At 69.6% G+C, this 18391-nt stretch carries 20 protein-coding genes and 1 pseudogene; 13 read left to right on the plus strand and 8 right to left on the minus strand.

Annotated features, from left to right (window positions below; genetic code table 11):
* From IE173_RS15470 to IE173_RS08550, 5 genes and pseudogenes are all read left to right on the plus strand, one after another.
* Positions 1–113, plus strand: a pseudogene (locus tag IE173_RS15470) (IS481 family transposase); the annotation flags it as partial.
* 107 nt (positions 114–220) lie between these two features.
* Positions 221–865 (plus strand): hypothetical protein, encoded by a 645-nt coding sequence (locus IE173_RS08535; RefSeq protein WP_191283064.1) that lies wholly within the window; start codon positions 221–223, stop codon positions 863–865.
* 17 nt (positions 866–882) lie between these two features.
* Positions 883–1473 carry a hypothetical protein gene (locus IE173_RS08540; RefSeq protein ID WP_191283065.1) on the plus strand — a complete coding sequence of 197 codons (591 nt, stop codon included), beginning with the start codon at positions 883–885 and terminating at the stop codon, positions 1471–1473.
* Positions 1474–1516: 43 nt separating this feature from the next.
* Entirely contained in the window at positions 1517–2560 is a 1044-nt protein-coding gene (locus IE173_RS08545) for a hypothetical protein (protein WP_191283066.1), read from the plus strand.
* A 52-nt stretch (positions 2561–2612) separates the two neighbouring features.
* Entirely contained in the window at positions 2613–3032 is a 420-nt protein-coding gene (locus tag IE173_RS08550; protein WP_191283067.1) for a hypothetical protein, read from the plus strand.
* 7 nt (positions 3033–3039) lie between these two features.
* Here IE173_RS08550 and IE173_RS08555 read toward each other — a convergent pair whose 3' ends face one another.
* Complete coding sequence (locus IE173_RS08555; protein WP_191283068.1) at positions 3040–3696, minus strand: response regulator transcription factor; 657 nt, start codon at positions 3694–3696, stop codon at positions 3040–3042.
* On the minus strand, positions 3693–5006 hold the full coding sequence (locus IE173_RS08560) for a sensor histidine kinase (RefSeq protein ID WP_191283069.1): 1314 nt from the start codon (positions 5004–5006) through the stop codon (positions 3693–3695). Before IE173_RS08560 ends, IE173_RS08555 begins: the two co-directional genes overlap by 4 nt.
* A 261-nt stretch (positions 5007–5267) precedes the next feature.
* Between IE173_RS08560 and valS the strand changes: the two genes are divergently transcribed.
* Genes valS through IE173_RS08575 form a run of 3 tightly spaced genes read left to right on the plus strand, consistent with a single transcriptional unit; the run spans position 5268 to position 8801 of the window.
* Entirely contained in the window at positions 5268–7853 is a 2586-nt protein-coding gene (gene valS, locus IE173_RS08565; protein WP_191283070.1) for a valine--tRNA ligase, read from the plus strand.
* A complete protein-coding gene (locus IE173_RS08570) occupies positions 7850–8287 on the plus strand; it encodes a GNAT family N-acetyltransferase (protein WP_191283071.1) in 438 nt (145 codons plus the stop codon). The genes valS and IE173_RS08570 overlap by 4 nt, the downstream gene beginning before the upstream one ends.
* A gap of 10 nt (positions 8288–8297) precedes the next feature.
* Positions 8298–8801: a hypothetical protein gene (locus tag IE173_RS08575; protein ID WP_191283072.1), complete on the plus strand. Its 504-nt coding sequence runs from the start codon at positions 8298–8300 to the stop codon at positions 8799–8801.
* On the opposite strand, the gene IE173_RS08580 is transcribed toward IE173_RS08575, so the two are convergent.
* The gene (locus IE173_RS08580) at positions 8798–9322 is read right to left on the minus strand and encodes an SRPBCC family protein (protein WP_191283073.1); all 525 of its coding nucleotides are present in this window, start codon (positions 9320–9322) and stop codon (positions 8798–8800) included. The two genes, IE173_RS08575 and IE173_RS08580, sit on opposite strands and share 4 nt — an antisense overlap.
* A gap of 23 nt (positions 9323–9345) precedes the next feature.
* Between IE173_RS08580 and IE173_RS08585 the strand changes: the two genes are divergently transcribed.
* Positions 9346–9579 carry a hypothetical protein gene (locus IE173_RS08585; RefSeq protein WP_191283074.1) on the plus strand — a complete coding sequence of 78 codons (234 nt, stop codon included), beginning with the start codon at positions 9346–9348 and terminating at the stop codon, positions 9577–9579.
* A 21-nt stretch (positions 9580–9600) separates the two neighbouring features.
* Here IE173_RS08585 and IE173_RS08590 read toward each other — a convergent pair whose 3' ends face one another.
* Together IE173_RS08590 and IE173_RS08595 are read right to left on the minus strand one after the other, a co-directional pair.
* Positions 9601–9825 (minus strand): hypothetical protein, encoded by a 225-nt coding sequence (locus IE173_RS08590; RefSeq protein WP_191283075.1) that lies wholly within the window; start codon positions 9823–9825, stop codon positions 9601–9603.
* Complete coding sequence (locus IE173_RS08595) at positions 9825–10451, minus strand: ArsR/SmtB family transcription factor (RefSeq protein WP_191283076.1); 627 nt, start codon at positions 10449–10451, stop codon at positions 9825–9827. Before IE173_RS08595 ends, IE173_RS08590 begins: the two co-directional genes overlap by 1 nt.
* A 105-nt stretch (positions 10452–10556) precedes the next feature.
* On the opposite strand from IE173_RS08595, the gene IE173_RS08600 reads away from it, so the two are divergent.
* Positions 10557–12584: a M3 family metallopeptidase gene (locus IE173_RS08600; RefSeq protein ID WP_191283077.1), complete on the plus strand. Its 2028-nt coding sequence runs from the start codon at positions 10557–10559 to the stop codon at positions 12582–12584.
* 22 nt (positions 12585–12606) lie between these two features.
* Here IE173_RS08600 and IE173_RS08605 read toward each other — a convergent pair whose 3' ends face one another.
* Positions 12607–13797, minus strand: coding sequence for a benzoate/H(+) symporter BenE family transporter (locus tag IE173_RS08605; RefSeq protein WP_191283078.1), 1191 nt, complete (start codon positions 13795–13797; stop codon positions 12607–12609).
* Positions 13798–13913: 116 nt separating this feature from the next.
* Between IE173_RS08605 and IE173_RS15605 the strand changes: the two genes are divergently transcribed.
* Positions 13914–14591, plus strand: a complete 678-nt coding sequence (locus IE173_RS15605; RefSeq protein ID WP_191283079.1) for a hypothetical protein — start codon at positions 13914–13916, stop codon at positions 14589–14591.
* Between the two features lie 16 nt (positions 14592–14607).
* Here the strand turns inward: IE173_RS15605 and IE173_RS08615 are convergent, their stop codons facing one another.
* Positions 14608–15642, minus strand: coding sequence for a S66 family peptidase (locus IE173_RS08615; RefSeq protein ID WP_191283080.1), 1035 nt, complete (start codon positions 15640–15642; stop codon positions 14608–14610).
* 29 nt (positions 15643–15671) lie between these two features.
* Positions 15672–16949: an ATP-dependent Clp protease ATP-binding subunit ClpX gene (gene clpX, locus IE173_RS08620; RefSeq protein WP_191283081.1), complete on the minus strand. Its 1278-nt coding sequence runs from the start codon at positions 16947–16949 to the stop codon at positions 15672–15674.
* A 121-nt stretch (positions 16950–17070) separates the two neighbouring features.
* Here clpX and IE173_RS08625 point away from each other — a divergent pair, with 121 nt between their 5' ends.
* Complete coding sequence (locus IE173_RS08625; protein ID WP_191283082.1) at positions 17071–17643, plus strand: hypothetical protein; 573 nt, start codon at positions 17071–17073, stop codon at positions 17641–17643.
* A gap of 85 nt (positions 17644–17728) precedes the next feature.
* A complete protein-coding gene (locus tag IE173_RS08630) occupies positions 17729–18391 on the plus strand; it encodes a YcnI family protein (protein WP_191283083.1) in 663 nt (220 codons plus the stop codon).

Here is an 18391-nt window from a genome sequence, read left to right on the forward strand (position 1 = left end):
ACGCCGACCGCAACACAGCCCTCGGCCCCTGGCTCGATCACTACAACTACGCTCGAGCCCACACCGCCTGCGGAGGCCAACCCCCCATCAGCCGCGTGTCACCAACGCTCTGACCGAATACATCTAGGGCGGCCCGCTCCCCGGTATTGAGGCCAGCTCACCGCGAGCCCTATGCTGTGACCCGTCCGGGGGCAGCGCCCGGCTCGAGGCGAGGATCAGCATGACCGACGACACTCCCACGCAGCGACTCCCCGAGACGACGGACGCCGCCGGCGAGTTGGTCGAGGAACGCCAGAAGTCGAAGGCGCTGCTGTTCACCCTCATCGGGGTCGGCGCGGCGCTGTTGATCGCGATCATCGTCCTGCTGATCATCCTGTTCGGCGGCGGCAAGACGAGCCCCGACAGCAGCCCGACTCCGTCGGACACCCCCACGGTGAGCCCGACGCCGAGCGACTCCCCCACCCCGACGCCCACCCCCACCCCGACGCCGACCCCCACCGCGGACTCCGCTCCCCCGCCTCCGCCGCCGCCGGACACCTCGCCCGGCTTCGCCTCGTTCAGCCAGGGGCAGACCGTGTTCTGCAACAGCACGAACCCTCCCGGATACACGACCCCCGGCATCTCGTTCAACTACACGGCGAAGAACGCGTCGTCGGTGTGGTTCCTGTTCGGCGAGGGCGATGCCGCCGATGCGCAGGCATTCCCGATGCCGATCAGCGGCAACCAGAACGACGTGTACGGCGGTTCCACCGTCGAGTACCCGTGCGGTGCGGCCACGGCCAAGTTCACCCTGACGGTCGTCGGCACCAACGGACAGCACGTCAGCAAGACCTTCACCGTCACGAACACCGGCGACAAATTCTGAGCGACTGAGGAGCCCGCATGACCACCGTGCCCCTGCCGACGTCCGACCCCGGCGCGCCGCCTCCCGCGGCGGGGGGCCAGAACCGCATCATCCTCATCCTCGGGATCGTCGCGGCGGTGCTGCTGCTCACGGTGGTGGCGATCGTGTTCCTGCTCATCGGGCGCGGCACCGCCGGGCCGGGTGCGGGTGAGACCCCGACCCCGACCCTGACGGCGAGCGAGTCGCCGTCGCCGAGCCCGACGACGTCCGAGGAACCCGACGAGACCCAGGCGCCGGTCGACAACTCGACGCGCTTCACCAACTTCACCGCCGATCTCACCGTCGAGTGCGACCCGACGGGCGAGCAGGACAAGCCCGAGATCACGTTCTCGTGGACCGCCGCGAACGCCGTCGAAGCCTGGTACACCCCGAGCGACGAAGACGCGAAGAACGACAACTACATGCAGTTCCCGAACGCGAACGCGGGCAGCAACAACGACCTGACCGACGAGCATCTGTTCCCGTGCAACCACGACCAGTACCTCGACGTCACGATCACCCTCGTCGGCCCGAATGGCGAGCACGTCAGCCACCACGTCGTCTACGAAGACGTCAACTGGCAGGGCTGAGCACGCCTCGCCGGTGAGCACGGCCGGCGGTTAGGGTCGAGGGATGCGGCGCCCGCTTCTCATCGGCCTGATCGCCGGCGCGCTGGTGTTCGTCGCCCTCGTCGTCGTCGGAGTGCTCGTCACCCTCTCGCTCATCGACCGGCAGAATGCCGACGCCGACCACCGGTCCGCCACCACGCACCTGACGAATGCCGTCGAGACCTCCGAAGCCGCCGTCGCGGAGGCCGACCAGGTGCTCTCGCTCGCGACCGACCCGCTGCTGGCCGGCGATGCGCTCACCGCGGTGGCGACCGAACGGGATGCCGCAACGGGGTCGCTCGCCGAGGCGCAGAGCCTCCTCGGCACCGATCCCGAGCCGCTGGACACAGAGCAGCTCCGCGACCTCACGGCCGACCTCCGAGCGGCGGCCCGCGAGGTGGGCGACGACGTCGACCCGGTGGTCGCCGCACTCGACGAGCTGGTCACCGTCACCCAGGCCGCCGCACCCGCCGTCGAGGCGGCGAACTTCGATGCCGAGAACGCCCCGCACATCGCCTTCCGCACCGCTGTCGCCGATCTCGGCAGCGTCCCGGACGACGCGGTCGCCGAGTACCTCGTCAGCTACCTCGATGCCGCCCACGCGTTGGAGGCCTCACACGCCGAAGAGATCGCCGAGAAGGCCGGGCCGCTGCTCGACCGCCGACTTGTGGTGCAGGCCTTCGCGCGCTCGCTGGCCGGCGGTGTGCTGCTCGATTTCGACTGGGCGATGACGGTCAACGGATACGGCACCGGGGGCAGCTACGGCGGCACCAGCTACTGGTCCTCAGCCGACGGCGGCTCTGCCACCATCACGCTGTCCGACAGCGTGGCCACGATGTGGCCCGCGGCCGGGGTGCAGTCGCTCGTCGCGCACGAGGTCGGCCACGCCGTCTTGGCCCGCACGGACTGCAACGCGCTGTTCTTCGACTCGGAGTACGCCGCGGGCGGCGAAGAACCGTGGGCGACCGCGTGGGCGATCGGGTTGGGCTATACCGCCGAGGGCAACGGCGAGTCGATCTACGGCCGCCCGGCCGACGGGCTCATCCAGCTCACCACTCAGTGCCGGTGAGTCCCTCGTCCGGGGGGTCGACTGAGGGGTCTGTAGCGAGGATGATGTGGGCATGCGTTTCCCCCGCGCATCCGCCGTGATCGTCGCACTGTCGACGTTCGTCGCCGTGGCGACGGTCGCCGCTTTGGTGAGCCAGCTGTCGCCGGTCGACCGTGCGGGTGCGGTGCTGCCGGAAGGCGCCATCACGACCACCTCGCAACCGGGCGATCCGCTCGACGAGCCCGAGACTCCTGCCGCCGACGCTGCTGGTGAGTCCGCCGACTCGGGAGCCGACAGCTCGAGCGGTGGCGACCAGGGTGGAACGGCCGTGGGGCCGACCGTCGTCGCGCCCGCACCCGCCGAGCCGGTCACCTCCGGCCCCGACCCCGAACCTGAGCCCGAACCGGCCGCCCCGGGCAACAGCGGCGAGGCGCCAGGGCTGTCGGGATCGCCCGGCAACAGCGGCAGTGCGCCCGGCCAGGGGAAGCCGTAGCTTCGGCTCAGACCAGCCGGTAACCCGCCCCCCGCACCGTCTCGATGCGTTCGGCCCCGAGTTTCGTGCGCAGGTATCGAATGTAGACATCGACGACGTTCGACCCCGGGTCGAAGTCATAACCCCACACGCGACTCAGCAGTTGCTCGCGGCTGAGGACCTGGCCGGCGTGCCGCATCAGCTCCTCGGCGAGCGCGAACTCCCGGGCCGACAGCTCGATGTCGTGATCGCCGATGGTCGCCCGTCGTTCGAGCAGATCGAGCACGAGGCCGTCATGCTCGAGCCGGGTCGGCACCGCCCGGTCCCGATCCCGCAACCGCGCCCGGATGCGGGCGAGCAGCTCGTCGAAGGTGAACGGCTTCGGCACGTAGTCATCCGCACCACCGTCGAGTCCGGCTACGAGATCGCGGGCCGAGTCGCGCGCTGTCAGGGCGATCACCGTCACCATCGAGCCCTCGGCGCGCAGGCGAGCGAGCACCTCGAGACCGCTGATGTCGGGCAGTCCGATGTCGAGCAGCACCAGGTCGATTCCGCCGGCGCGCAGTAGCGCGAGCGCTTCGAGACCGGAACCGGTCGAACTGGTCGCGTAGCCGGCGGCGGTCAAGCCCCGGCGCACGAACGAGATGATCCGCTCCTCGTCGTCGACGATCAGGATGTGGGTCATTCCGCATCTCCCTTCGGAACGTTGATGACGAATCGGGACCCGTCGCCGGGTGACTCCACGCGCGCCGACCCGCCGTGCGCCCGGGCGATCCCGTCGACGATCGCCAGGCCGAGACCCGAGCCGTGCGCCGAGCCCTCGGTCGAGCGCACGAATCGTTCGAAGATCCGCGTCTCCTGCCCCGCAGCGATCCCGGGGCCGTAGTCGCGAACCCACAGGTCGAAGCCGCCCTCGACATCCCGGCTGCCCACCTCGATCGGGGTGCCGGGCGGGGCGTACTTCGCGGCGTTGTCGGCGAGTTGCAGCCAGGCCTGCGTGATGAGCGCCCGATCCACCGTGACCGTGCCTTCCGCGATCTCGGTCGCGAGCCACGGGTGACCGGGGATCGCGCTCGCCAGGTCGGCGACGTCCCGAGTGAGGCGGCCGACGTCGATCTCGCGAAGCTCGGGAACGGTCGCACGCACCTCGGCCAGGGTCGCGAGCCCGTCGACGAGCCCGGCCATGCGGTCCAGTTCTTCGATCGCGAGTTCGGCGGTGCGCCGCACGTCCCCGGGATCCGCGGGGTCGACAAGTTCGAGGTGGCCCCTGATGATCGTGAGCGGGGTGCGCAGCTCGTGCCGCACGTCGTCGAGCAGTTCGCGCTGATTGCGCAGAGCCGCGTCGAGCCGGTCGAGCATGTCGTTGACCGTCTCGGTGAGGCGCGACATGTCGTCGTTGCCTTCGACCGGGATGCGCTCCCGCAGGTCGCTCGCGGTGATCCGTTCGGCCGTGCGCCGCAGCCGACGCAGCGGCCGCAGCAGACGTCCCGCGACGAGCCACCCCGCGAGGGCGACCGCGACGAGCGTCGCGACCCCGACCACCGCGAAGATCGTGAAGGCGCGGTTCGTCGGCTCCAGTTCGCGGGCGACGTCGACGGCGACGAGATAGACGCCGGTGTCGGGTGCCCCGTCGATGAGCACCGCCACGCCGACGTAGCGGATCTCGACGCCGTCGAGAAGCGCCGTGCCGATGCGGGCGGAACCGTCGGAGACCTCGCTCACGACCCGCTCGACCAGGCCGGAGTCTTCGAGCGAGAACGCCACGGCGGTGCCGGGCACGAGCGCCGGATGACCGTCGACGATTCCGACGACGGAACCGTTCTGCGGGGCGGGCACGAGAGCGAGGATGCGGGCGAGGGCGTCGTGCGCGGTCAGCACCTCGCCGGCCTCCGCTTCGACGACGCCGCGAGCGGCATCGACCTGGCGCAGCAGCTCGGCGTCGATGTCGCGCTGGACCTGGTCGCGTTGCACGAGATAACTCACGCTCCCGGTCACCCCCAGCCCGACTAGTACGACCAGGAGGATGGCGGCAAGAATTCTGGCCCGCACGCTCCAGCGCGGTAGCCCCCATCGGCGACCGGCCCCGACCATGTGCCCAGTATGACGCCGCGACGGCGAGCCCGGGCGGAAGGCGCCAACACGGATGAGAGGACTCTCATCCGGCACTCGCCGCTAAACTGCTCGCACACAACCAGGCACCTCCCCGGAACCCTCCGAACTGACACGGTGCCGCGCATATCGAACCGGAGCACCATCATGACCTCTGCCCAGCCCGCGCACGGCATCCCCGAAAAGCCCGCCCTCGAAGGGCTCGAGCCCAAGTGGGCCGCCGAGTGGGAGCAACAGGGCACCTACCGGTTCGATCGCACCGCCGCGCTCGCGGCCGGCAGCGTCTTCAGCGTCGACACCCCGCCGCCGACGGCGTCCGGCTCGCTGCACATCGGACACGTGTTCTCGTACACCCACATGGACCTCGCGGCCCGGTTCCACCGGATGCGCGGCGAGCAGATCTTCTACCCGATGGGCTGGGACGACAACGGTCTGCCCACCGAACGCCGGGTGCAGAACTATTACGGGGTGCGTTGCGACCCCACCCTCCCCTACGTCGAGGGCTACCTGCCGCCGCTCGAGGGCGGCGACAACGCGTCCAGCAAGGCCGCCGATCAGGTGCCAGTCTCGCGCCGCAACTTCATCGAGCTGTGCGAGCGGCTGACGATCGAAGACGAGAAGCAGTTCGAGGACCTCTGGCGCGCAATGGGGCTCAGCGTCGACTGGTCGCTCACCTACCGCACCATCGGCGCGGAGGCACAGACGGTCGCGCAGCGCGCGTTCCTGCGCAACCTCGCCCGGGGCGAGGCCTACCAGGCGGAAGCGCCGACGCTATGGGATATCACCTTCCGCACCGCCGTGGCGCAGGCCGAACTCGAAGACAAGGAGCAGCCCGCCGCCTATCACGCGGTGACGTTCCACCAGGCCGACGGCGGCACGATCGAGATCGCCACCACCCGCCCCGAGCTGCTGCCGGCCTGCGTGGCGCTCGTCGCGCATCCCGATGACGAGCGCTATCAGCACCTGTTCGGCACGACGGTCACCACGCCGCTCTTCGGCGTCGAGGTGCCGATCGTCGCCCACCGCCTCGCCCAGAAGGACAAGGGCACCGGCATCGCGATGATCTGCACCTTCGGCGACGTGACCGACGTCGTCTGGTGGCGCGAACTCGACCTGCCCAACCGCACCGTGCTCGGCCGCGACGGCCGGTTCATCGCCGAAGCCCCGGCCGCCGACCTGTTCACGGATGCCGGCCGCGCCGCCTACGCGGAGCTCGCGGGCAAGACGGTGTTCAGCGCGAAGGCGCGCACCGTCGAGCTGCTACGCGAATCGGGCGACCTGATCGGCGACCCGAAACCGACGACCCACGCGGTGAAGTTCTACGAGAAGGGCGACAAGCCGCTCGAGATCGTCTCGACCCGCCAGTGGTACATCGCCAACGGCGCGCGTGACGAGAAGCTGCGCGACCAGCTGCTCGACGCCGGTCGGCAGATCGACTTCCACCCCGACTTCATGCGGGTGCGCTACGAGAACTGGGTCGGCGGTCTCACCGGCGACTGGCTCATCTCGCGTCAACGCTTCTTCGGGGTGCCGATTCCCGTCTGGTACCACCTCGACGCCGACGGCGAGCGCGGGGATGTCATCATCCCCGACGAGCACGCCCTGCCCGTCGACCCGTCGACCGACGTGCCGCCCGGATTCCGCGAGGATCAGCGCGGCGTGCCCGGCGGCTTCGAGGGCGACCTCGACATCATGGACACCTGGGCGACCTCGTCGCTGACGCCGCAGATCGCCGGCGGCTGGGAGACCGACCCCGAGCTGTTCAACCTGGTGTTCCCGTACTCCCTGCGGTCGCAGGGGCAGGACATCATCCGCACCTGGCTGTTCTCGACGGTGCTGCGCGCGCAGCTCGAGCACGGCAGCATCCCGTGGACCAACGCCGGCATCTCGGGCTTCATCGTCGACCCCGACCGCAAGAAGATGTCGAAGTCGAAAGGCAACGTCGTCACCCCGGGCGCGATCCTCGACGAGCACGGCGCGGATGCCGTGCGCTACTGGGCAGCATCGAGCCGGCTGGGCACCGACGCGGCGTTCGACCCGCAGAACCCGAAGCAGATGAAGATCGGCCGGCGTCTCGCGATCAAGATCCTCAACGCCGCCAAGTTCGTCTACTCCTTCGGCGACCTCGCCGGTCGAGTAGCGCCGGAGGCGCGTGTCGAGACCACCACCGAGATCACTAATCCCCTCGACGTCGACATGCTCGCCGAACTCGCCGAGGTCGTGCGCATCGCCACGAAGGCGTACGAAGAGTACGACCACGCCCGCGCCCTCGAGGCGACGGAGCAGTTCTTCTGGACGTTCTGCGACGACTACCTGGAGCTGGTGAAGGAGCGCGCCTACGCCGGCGACTCATCCTCGGTCGCGGCGCTGCGCCTGGCGATCGACATCATGCTGCGGCTGCTCGCCCCCGTGCTGCCGTTCGCGACCGAAGAGGTGTGGTCGTGGACCCACGACGGCTCGGTGCACACCGCGGCCTGGCCGACCCTCGACGCGGAGGCGCCGCGCGGTCTGCTGCCCGCGGTGAGCGCCGCCCTCATCGGCATCCGCCGCGCGAAGACGGAAGCCCAGGCCTCGCAGAAGACCGAGGTGCTCACCGCGACCCTCGCCGGTCCGGCGATCCTCGCCGAAGCCGCGGACGACCTGAAGGCGGTGGGCCGCATCGCCCGGCTCGATCTGGTGGACGCCGACGAGATCGAGGTGCGCGCGATCGAGCTGGCCGAGGCTCCCGCATGACGCTCCTCGTGCGCGACATCGCGCCCGCCGATCACGACGCGTGGCGGGCGCTCTTCCACGCCTACGGAGTCTTCTACGAGACCGAGCTCTCCGACGAGGTGCTCGACCACGTCTGGTCGGCTCTGCTGGGCGGCGCGCTCCGCGGCTTCGTCGCCGAGCAGAATGGCCGGGTCGTCGGCATCGCCCACGTGCGCACGCACGTCGCCACCTTCTCGGTCGGCGAGGACTGGTATCTCGAAGACCTGTTCGTCGACCCCGAGGCGCGCGCCGGCGGCGTCGGCACTGCGATCCTCGAGCATCTGATCAAGATCGCGCGCTACGAGGGCGGCGGCACGCTGCGCTGGGTCACCGCCGAGTCGAACGCCACCGCACAGTGGGTCTACGACAAGCTGGCGAAGCGCACCACCTGGGTGACCTACGAGGTCGAGCTGTAACGAGGTCGGGATGACGGCACGGATGTACGCGCAGCTCGCGATCGTGACGGCGAGCCTCGTGCTCGCGGGATGCGCACCCGGCGCGGCGCCGGCATCCGGTCCCACTCCTCCCATCCCGATCACCCACCCGCACGCGCTGCGGACCTGCCCCGGCGTTCCGACGGAGCACTTCGACGAGGATCCTGCCGAGGTCGTGGCGGTGCACCGGTGCACCGCCGACTTCCACGAGGTACAGGGCGTCCTGAACAAGGTGCAGTACGTCGACGACCTCCGCGGCGATCCGGCGGGGTTGCTGGCCGCCTACGCCGCCCCGGACGAGGTGCGCACGTCGGAGGCATGCGACGGGGACCTGCCGGATCCGCTCATCCTGTGGCTCGACCTCGAGAACGGCGAGACGATCGCGGTCTACGCGCCGCTCGACGCCTGCGGCAAACCCCAGGCGGATGCCGCCGAGGCATACGCCGCCGCCGACTTCCACCGGGTGCTCGTCGCCCGGGAGGTGGCGGAGGGTTAGGCCGCTTCGGCCAGCGACTTGAGCTTCGCGAGCGACTGCTCGAGCGCCGCCTGCATCCCCTGCTGGGCGGTCGCGTCGTAAGCGCCGGAGCCCACCTGGCTGTTCATCAGGTCGATCGCGTGGTGCATGGCGGCCTGGATCTCGGGCGACTGCTGTGCCATCTGCTTCTCCAGCTCGCTCAGGTCGGGCTTGCCCCAGTCGCTGTCGGACGACGAGGAGAGCGTCGTCGTGCCGCCCGATTCGGTGAGCGTGTACGTCGTCGTCGCGTCGCCGCCCGCGTAGGTCATCGTCACGGCGAAGCCGAGCGGCGGGTTCCAGTTCTCGATCCGCATGTGCGCGTCGCCCGCGAGGGCCGGTATCGGCCCCGACGTCTCGAACCCCGAGTGAAGCGCCGCGGGATCGGCGGGCATGAGCCCCGGGCCGCCGGCCCAGGCCGTGAGCTTCTCGGGCTCGATAAGCCAGCGGAAGACCTCGGCGGCCGGCTTCGCGATCGTGATCTGCGCGTTGGTCGTCATACCCATGATCGGGAGGTTAGCGTGAGGCCATGCAACTCGGAACCCGGTGGGAGATCGGCGCGGAACCGCCCGCGCGGCTGCCCGCCGCGATGGTGGCTGCGGTCGCCGCGGTCGAGATCGAGCTCGCCGGCGTCGACACCACCGGATGGCGCTGGACCCTGACATGGCTGGAGGGCCGGCCCGTCGTGGAACTCGATGACGGGACGACCCTCCGGTACGACCCGGTCGGCGACTCGGTGACCGTCGAGAGTCCGCTCGACTGATCCCCGGAGTGTGCTGTCGCCCTACCGGGGCTGGCGAACGAGGCGCTCACCATGCAGCATCCTCGCCTCGTTGCCGATGTGCCGTTCGTATTCGCGACGTTGCGTGTCGCGATCGATCGGCGTGGCGACCTTGCGGCCCCAACTCTCGAGTGCCCGGCCGAGCCGGACGGCGACCCCGGGCACCCCGGTGATCCGCCCCGTGTCCATGAACGTCCCGTAGGTCATGGCCGACTTCCCTTCGTTCATCACAGTTCATCTTCCGTGGAACCACCGACACTCCCGGGCTGCTCGACACCGTCGATCAGGGGGAAGACGTCGACGTGGATCTGCACCGGTCGAGCACCTGGCTTCTTCTGGTTTCGGTACTTCTTGAGGTATCCGTCCACGACCGCGGAGAGTTCCTCCCCGAGGTCGTTCATCTGCTCACGGGTGAGCTGCAGATTGGCCGTCATGACCCCGCTCGCCTCGAGCCAGTCCTTGCCGACCGCTTCGAGGCCGTGCGCGAGATAGGCGCTGAGGCGCTTCTGCCGGTTGCGCTGCCACTCCCCCATGACGAGGTCGCTCGCGGCGCGATCGGCACTCGACGGCTCGAGTTCGGTGGAGTTCAGCGAGATCGGTCGCGGCACTCGTTCCCACCAGCGTTCGCGACCGCTGCCGCGAGTGGTGTCTTCTTGCACGAACCCGTTCTTCTCGAGTTGGCGCAAGTGGTAGCTGGTCGCGCCGCTCGACTCGCCGAGTCGTTCGGCGAGGGCGCTCGCCGTCGCGGGGCCGTATGCCGACAACGCGTCGATGAGCGCGACGCGCAGCGGATGGGCCAGCCCCTTGAGGGCGGCCGTCTCGAGGACGATCTCGTCCTTGCTCTTGTGACCCATGGTGCAAAGATACCGTTGCAAAGGATTCTTTGCAAGCAGTTCTTTGCAACGGCTTTTTTGCAACGAAATCTTTGCACTCACGGGCTGCCCACGTAGGCTGGCCCGATGAAGAACCCCTTCTTCGAAGTCAGCACCCTCCCCTACCAGTTGCCGCCGTTCGCCGAGATCGCGGACGAGCACTACGAGGAGGCCTTCGAGAAGGGCATGGAAGAGCAGCTCGCCGAGATCTCGGCGATCACCCGCAAGCGCGACTTCCCGATGTTCGCCAACACCTTCCCCGCCCTGGAGTCGAGCGGGCAACTGCTCGCGCGGGTGAGCCACGTGTTCTTCAACAAGTCGTCGGCCGACTCCACCGACTTCACCAACGAGCTCGAAGAGAAGATCGCCCCGAAGCTCGCGGCGCACCAGGATGCGATCCTGCTCGACGGGTTTCTCTACTCGCGGGTGAAGACGGTCTACGAATCGATCGATCAGCAGGAGGCGCTCACCCCTGAGGACCGCTACCTCGTCGAGCGGTGGTACCTCGAGATGACCCTCGCCGGCGCCGGACTTGACGACGCCCAGAAGGATCGCCTGAAGGAGCTCAACCAGCAGCTCGCCACCCTCACCACGAAGTTCGAGAAGAACTTGCTGGCCGACACCAACGAGTTGGCCGTGCATCTCACCGACCGCGCCGATCTCGACGGGCTCGAAGGCGGCGAGATCTCCGCCGCCGCCGAAGCGGCTGCCGCCCGGGGCCTCGAGGGATTCCTGGTGACTCTCGTGCTGCCGACGGGGCATCCCTTCCTCGCCGCCCTCACCAAGCCGGAGGTGCGCGCGAAGGTGATGGCGGCATCCCGGGCCCGCGGCTCGCACGGCGGCGAGTTCGACAACCGCGAGATCCTGCTCGAGATCGTGCGCCTGCGCGCCGAGCGTGCCGAGCTGCTCGGGTTCGAGAACCACGCCGCGTACGTCACGAAGGACGAGACCGCCGGCAGCCCGGATGCCGTGGCCGCCATGCTCGGCAAGCTCGCTCCCGCGGCGGCGAAGAACGCGAAAGCCGAGCAGGCCGACCTCGAGAAGCTCGCCGGGCATCCCGTCACCGCGGCGGACTGGTCGTACTACACGGAGAAGGTGCGGCAGGAGAAGTACGACGTCGACACCGCGGCGCTTCGCCCATGGTTCGAGGCCGAGCGGGTGCTCAAACTCGGGGTCTTCGGCGCCGCGAACGCCCTCTACGGCATCACCTTCAGCGAGCGCACCGACCTCGTCGGCTACCACCCCGACGTGCGCATCTTCGAGGTCGCCAACGCCGACGGCTCCCCCGTCGGGCTGTACCTGCTCGACCTCTACACCCGCGACTCGAAGCGCGGCGGCGCCTGGATGAACCCGCTCGTCTCGCAGAACCTCCTGCTCGACCAGCCGGTCGTCGTGGTGAACAACCTCAACGTTCCCAAGCCCGCCGCGGGCGAGCCGACCCTGCTGACCTTCGACGAGGTCAGCACCTTCTTCCACGAGTTCGGCCACGCGCTGCACGGCCTGTTCGCCCGCGTGACCTACCCGAAACTGGCGGGCACGAACGTCTTCCGCGACTTCGTCGAGTTCCCCAGTCAGGTGAACGAGATGTGGATGCTGTGGCCCGAGGTTCTCGAGAAGTACGCGACGCACTTCGAGACCGGCGAGCCGATCGATGCCGGCGTCGTGCAGCGCATCCGCGACTCGGAGACCTTCAACGAGGGCTTCGCGACGAGCGAGTACCTCGCCGCCGCGCTGCTCGACCAGGCGTGGCACACCCTCTCGGCGACTGAGGCCGCGGAGGTCACCGACGTCGCCGCCTTCGAGGCTGCGGCCCTGGCGAAGGTCGGGCTCGACAATCCCGCCGTGCCGACGCGCTACTCGAGCGCCTACTTCGCGCACACCTTCTCGGGCGGCTACGACGCCGGCTACTACTCCTACATCTGGAGCGAAGTGCTGGATGCCGACACCGTCGAATGGTTCAAGCAGAACGGCGGCCTCACCCGCGAGAACGGCGACCGCTTCCGCGATCTGCTTCTCGGCGTCGGCGGCTCGAAGGATCCGCTGGAGGCCTACCGCGAGTTCCGCGGCCGCGACGCCGTCATCGAGCCGCTGCTCACGCGCCGCGGCTTGGCGTAGCCCCCGCCCACCGCAATCGTGCTCAGGGGGCCGCTGACTCCGGGTGGTGCTTGCGCCGCCAGGGCAAGAACCAGAGCATCACGAGCCCCCCGACGAGCAGCGCCCAGAACGCCGAGCCGATGCCGGCGATCGACAGCCCCGACACCGCCACGAGGAACGTGACGATCGCGACCAGCCGGTGCGCCGGTTCCTCGAGCGCGGCGGTCACCGCCGACACAAGCGCGCCGAGCAGCGCGAGCCCCGCGACGGCGGTGATGAGGATGGGCGGGCTCGCCGCGACGAGAACCGTCGCGACCCCCGACAGCAGCCCCAGAACGGCGAGCGTCGCGCCCGCGGTCACGGCGGCAACCCAGCGCTTCTCGCGCTCGGGATGGGCGTCGGGCCCGGCTGCCATCGCCGCCGTCATCGCCGCGAGGTTCATCGAGATGCCCCCAAAGGGCGCGGCGACCAGGTTGCCGGCGCCGGTGCTGACGAAGATCGCTCGGGCGGGTGCGTGCTCGTAGCCGAAGGTGCGCAGCACCGCGAAGCCCGGCACGTTTTGCCCCGCCATCGTGACCAGATACACCGGGATGCCCAGACCCAGCACGATCGCCAGGTCGAGGCCCGGCACGACGGGTGCCAGCACGGGCAGCATCCGCGCCCCCGAGAGGTCGACGCCGCTGCTGGAGATCACCACGACCACCACGGTCACGACGACCGCCGCCGGAACGGCGAGCCGAGGGGCGAGCCGGGCGAGCACGAGCCAGGTGAGCACGATCGGCAGCGCGAGCAGCGGCTCCTGCACGCTCGCGGTCACCGGCGCGAGGCAGATCGGGAAGAGGATGCCGGCGAGCATCGCGCTCGCGATCGGTTTCGGGATGCGGGTGACGGTGCGGGCGAGCCACGGCCACAGCCCGGTGATCACGAGCAGCACGCCGCAGAGCAGGAACGCCCCGACGGCACTGCGGAAGTCGTCGGTGCCGTCCGAGGCGAGCAGCAGTGCGGCGGCCGGCGTCGACCACACGATCGAGATCGGGATGCGGGAGACGGCGCTGAGCACGACGGTGAGCAGACCGGGCACGACGCACAGCACCAACAGTCCGGATGCCGCCTGATCGTCGGTCGCGCCGACGTTGCGCAGGCCGGCGATCAGCAGCGCGAACGACGACGCGAAACCGGTGACCCCCGCCACGAGCCCCGCGAAGATCGGCTGGGCGAGACCGGCGGGGCGCATCCACTCAGCCTAGAACCGCGCGTGACCCGCCGGGCTCGGCGGCCCGCGAACAGGGGAGTCGCGCTCTCGGCGACGGTTCGGGCACCATGAGTCATCGATCGGTCCGGGGGGACATCATGATCAGGAAGCTTCTGGCGTCGCGGGGGGCGCTCATCATCGCGGCGGCACTCGTCGCGGGCGTCGCGATCGCCGTGCCGACGACCGTGTTCGCCGCGACGACGCCCGGCGGCCTGCTAGCCGCGTTCACGGGTGGGGTGCCCTCCGAGACACCGGAGAAGCTCGAAGGGGTCAAGTCGGACGGGGCCGACGAGCTCGCCGAAGCACCCGCCAAACCCACGCCCACGCCGACGCCGACCCCTGAGCCGTCGAAGGACGCAGACGTGGCGCCCGGAGCGGAGCCGAAACCGAAGCCGGTCGAAGAGCCCAAGCCGGCGCCGAGCGAAGAACCCAAGCCCACGCCGAGCGAAGAGCCCAAACCGAAGCCGACGCCCGACCCGGCGTACCAGTACGAGGATCCGGCGGTCGCGCGGGCGGCCTTCGATGCTCACCGTTCGGGTTCCGCGCTCCCGGCCTTTGCGGCCTACAACGGCAACGACTGCACGAAGGTGGGGTACGCGGCCACGAAGTCGCTCGTGGGATCGGCGGCGCCGTCCGCGGTGATCATCGCCGAGTCGGGGTGGCTGGTGCTCAGTGCCGCGGGCGAGGGCCGCATCACCACCGCGAAGGTCAACGGCTGGTACGACGACAGCGGTCGCTGGCGCATCGACCTCGCGGTCTACGACTGCGCCGCCTGACCGCTAGCCGAAGACCTCAGGCGACGGCCGGCTCGAGCAGCCGCAGAGCCTTCCCGGCGACGTCGATCTCGAACAGCACGTTGTTCGGCAGGATCCACTGCGGGTCGGTGTGGCCGAAGTCGAGGTTGCTGACGACCGCCAGGTCGTCGCGGCCGAACTCGGCGAGCACCTGAAGGATGACGGCGTCCAGCTCTCGCGACTCGGCAGGGGTGTAATCGCGCGGCCGCCCGATCAGCAACCCGGCGAGACGGTCGAGGCCGCCGCCGACGCCGAAACTGCGCAGCCAGTGCTCGGTGAACGCCACGGGCGGCTTGTCTTCGCTGGTCTCGAGGAAGAGGATGCGGCCCGCGAAGAACTCGGGCTCGGGCCAGTAGGCGGTTCCCTTGAGGAACTGCAGCACCTCGATGCATCCACCGAACAGCCGTCCGCTGACCGCGCCCGACCCCTGCAGCCAGCGCCACCCGTCGTGCGGATGCTGATGGCCGATCTCGTGACCGGGCTGCCGGTGCCAGTTGGGGTAGCGGTCGACCCAGTGCGGATACGGGCGGTACTCGAGGGTCGCGGCGGGTTCGAACAGCACATCGCGCACGTGCTGCTCGAGCTCGGGAAAGTTCGACAGTTGGGCGAACCCGGCCATCACCGCCGGGCCGTTGAAGGTCACCAGGCCCGCCCGCGCGTAGGTGGTGAGCATCGTCGCGGTGTCGGAGTAGCCGAGCAGCACCTTCGGGTGCGCCACGGCGAGGTCGACGTCGAGGTGCGGCAGCAGCCGGATCGAGTCGGTGCCACCGATTTGAGCCACGATGCCGGAGATCGAATCGTCGGCGAAGGCCGCGTTGAGGTCCGCCGCGCGGAGCTCCGGGTGACGATATGAGTACTCGGGGTCGAATGTGGTGGACGGGAATTCGACGACCTCGAGCCCGAAGGTCTCACGCAGGGTGGCGAGACCCGCGGCGTAGACCTTCGGGTACACGGACGCCAGCGACTGCGAAGGCGCCACGACCGCGACCTTGTCGCCCGCGCTGAGCCGTCGGGGACGGATGACCTCGGACATGCGTTCGCCGCGTTTCGGGTCGAAGTCCGCTACGCGGATTTCTCGGTGCGCCGCGGTGCGCGCGGCACGATCGTCGGCGCGGCATTCTCGAGCACGGCGGCCTTCGTCACGACGACCCGGGCGACATCGTCATCCGACGGGACGTCGAACATGATCGGGCCGAGCACCTCTTCGAGGATCGCGCGCAGGCCGCGAGCGCCGGTCTGGCGCAGCTTCGCGAGATCCGCGATCGCTTCGAGGGCATCCGTCTCGAACTCGAGCTCGACCCCGTCGATCTCGAACATGCGCTGGTACTGGCGCACGAGGGCGTTCTTCGGCTCGGTGAGGATCTGCATGAGCGCGTCCTGGTCGAGCGGCGAGACGGTGGTGACGACGGGGAGGCGGCCGATGAACTCGGGGATGAGGCCGAACTTGTGGAGGTCTTCGGGCAGCACGTCGCTGAACAGTTCCTGCTCGTCGCGCTTGGAGTGCAGCGGGGCGCCGAAGCCGATGCCGCGCTTGCCGACCCGGGCCGAGATGATGTCTTCCAGCCCGGCGAACGCGCCGGCCACGATGAACAGCACGTTCGTCGTGTCGATCTGGATGAACTCCTGGTGCGGGTGCTTGCGACCGCCCTGCGGCGGAACGGATGCCGTGGTGCCTTCGAGGATCTTCAGCAGCGCCTGCTGCACGCCTTCGCCCGACACGTCGCGAGTGATCGACGGGTTCTCGGCCTTGCGAGCGATCTTGTCGACCTCGTCGATGTAGATGATGCCGGTCTCGGCGCGCTTGACGTCGTAGTCGGCGGCCTGGATGAGCTTCAGCAGGATGTTCTCGACATCCTCACCGACGTAGCCGGCCTCGGTGAGGGCGGTGGCGTCGGCGACCGCGAAGGGAACGTTGAGCCGCTTCGCGAGGGTCTGGGCGAGGTAGGTCTTGCCGCAGCCCGTGGGGCCGATCAGCAGGATGTTCGACTTCTGGATGTCGATGTCGTCGATCGCCGACTCGGCCGCGCTGATCGTGCCACGCGCCCGGATGCGCTTGTAGTGGTTGTAGACCGCCACCGAGAGCGCCTTCTTCGCGGGCACCTGGCCGATGACGTACTCCTCGAGGAACGAGAAGATCTCTTTCGGCTTCGGCAGGTCGAACTCGCTGTGCGTCTCCTCGCCGGCCTCGGCGAGACGCTCTTCGATGATCTCGTTGCACAGCTCGACGCACTCGTCGCAGATGTACACGCCGGGGCCCGCGATCAGCTGCTGAACCTGCTTCTGGCTCTTGCCACAGAAGGAGCACTTGAGCAGGTCGGCGCTCTCACCGATCCTCGCCATGGCGACTCCTCCCCGTAGGTTGGGTTCGAGCCTAACCCGAACCGGCGTCGTGGGCTCGCAGCGTTGAGAGAACCCTCTTCGGCGCGCCGTTCAGGCTGCCGAGCCGCCTAATCTGGATGCCGTGCAGAGCAGAGCGTCGCGGGCCGCCCGCGGCTGGATCACCGGTGCGTTCGCCACGGTGGCCGCCGCGGTGTCGCACGGCGTCGCCGACGGCGGGGCGCCGAGCGCGCTCGCCCTGGGATGCGCCCTCGTGTTCGCCGGGGTGCTCGGCACGTTCCTGGTCGGAGGCCGCGCGTCGCTCCCCCGCCTCGTCGGCATCGTCGCCGGTTCGCAGCTCGCGTTCCATCTCGTCTTCTCGTGGCTGACGCCCGGCACCGCGACCGGTGGCGCGCACCACGGCACGGCGGCGGTGCTGGAACCCGCGGCCGCGCACCACGGAACAGACCCGGGGATGTGGGCCGCCCACGCCCTCGCGATGCTCGCCACCATCGTCTTCCTGCGTCGCGCGGAACTGGCGCTGTGGGGCCTCCTCCGTGACGCCGTCGCGGCGGTGCGCGTCGACCGGATGCCCGCGATCGGGCCCCGGCCCGCCGTCCTGCGGGCTGCGCAGTCAGCCGCGCCGCGGCATCCGGTCTCTTCTGTCGTTCGCTCTGCGCTGCGCGGCCGCGGTCCGCCGGCCCTCGCCTGCGTCTGACCCGACTCCCCGGAACCCGGGTCTCTCGACGCACGCGCCTCACCCGGTCCGGCGGGCCACTTTTCGTTGAGAGAGAACCCATTCCATGAGATCCACGAAGTCTTTCGGTGCCGTCGCGCTCGCGCTCGGAGCCGGCACCCTGCTCGCCCTCGCCCCCGCGGCGGCCGCGAGCGCCCATGTCAGCGCGAGCGCCAGCTCGACCGCGGCGGGGTCGTCGAGCGTCGTGACGTTCAGCGTTCCGCACGGCTGCGACGGGTCACCGACCACCGTCGTCACGATCGAGATCCCCGAGTCGGTGCCGGCGGTGACCCCGACGGTCAACCCGAACTGGACGGTCGAGAAGGTGATCGAACAGCTCGACGAGCCCCTCACCGATGCGCACGGCAACGAGATCACCGAACGCGTCACCGCCGTCGCGTACACGACGATCGGCGCCGGGCTCGCCGACGGGTATCGCGACACGTTCGACCTGTCGCTCCGGCTGCCGGAGGGCGAGGTCGGCGACGTCGTCGAGTTCCCCGTCGTGCAGACCTGTGCGGTCGGTACCGCCGAGTGGGTGGGTGAGGAAGCACCGTCGGTGACGCTGACGGCGGCCATCGAGGATGACGGGCATGACGCGGAAGCCCCCGCCACGGTGGCGACGGCCGGCGGGGATGTGCTCGCCCGCGCCTTCGGCATCGGCGGCCTCGTCGTCGGCACCGTCGCCGTCGTGATCGCGGTGCTCAGCCGCCGGTCGGCGAAGGCCTGA

Origin of the sequence: Pseudolysinimonas yzui (assembly GCF_014653215.1) — a bacterium.
Lineage (GTDB): Bacteria > Actinomycetota > Actinomycetes > Actinomycetales > Microbacteriaceae > Pseudolysinimonas_A > Pseudolysinimonas_A yzui.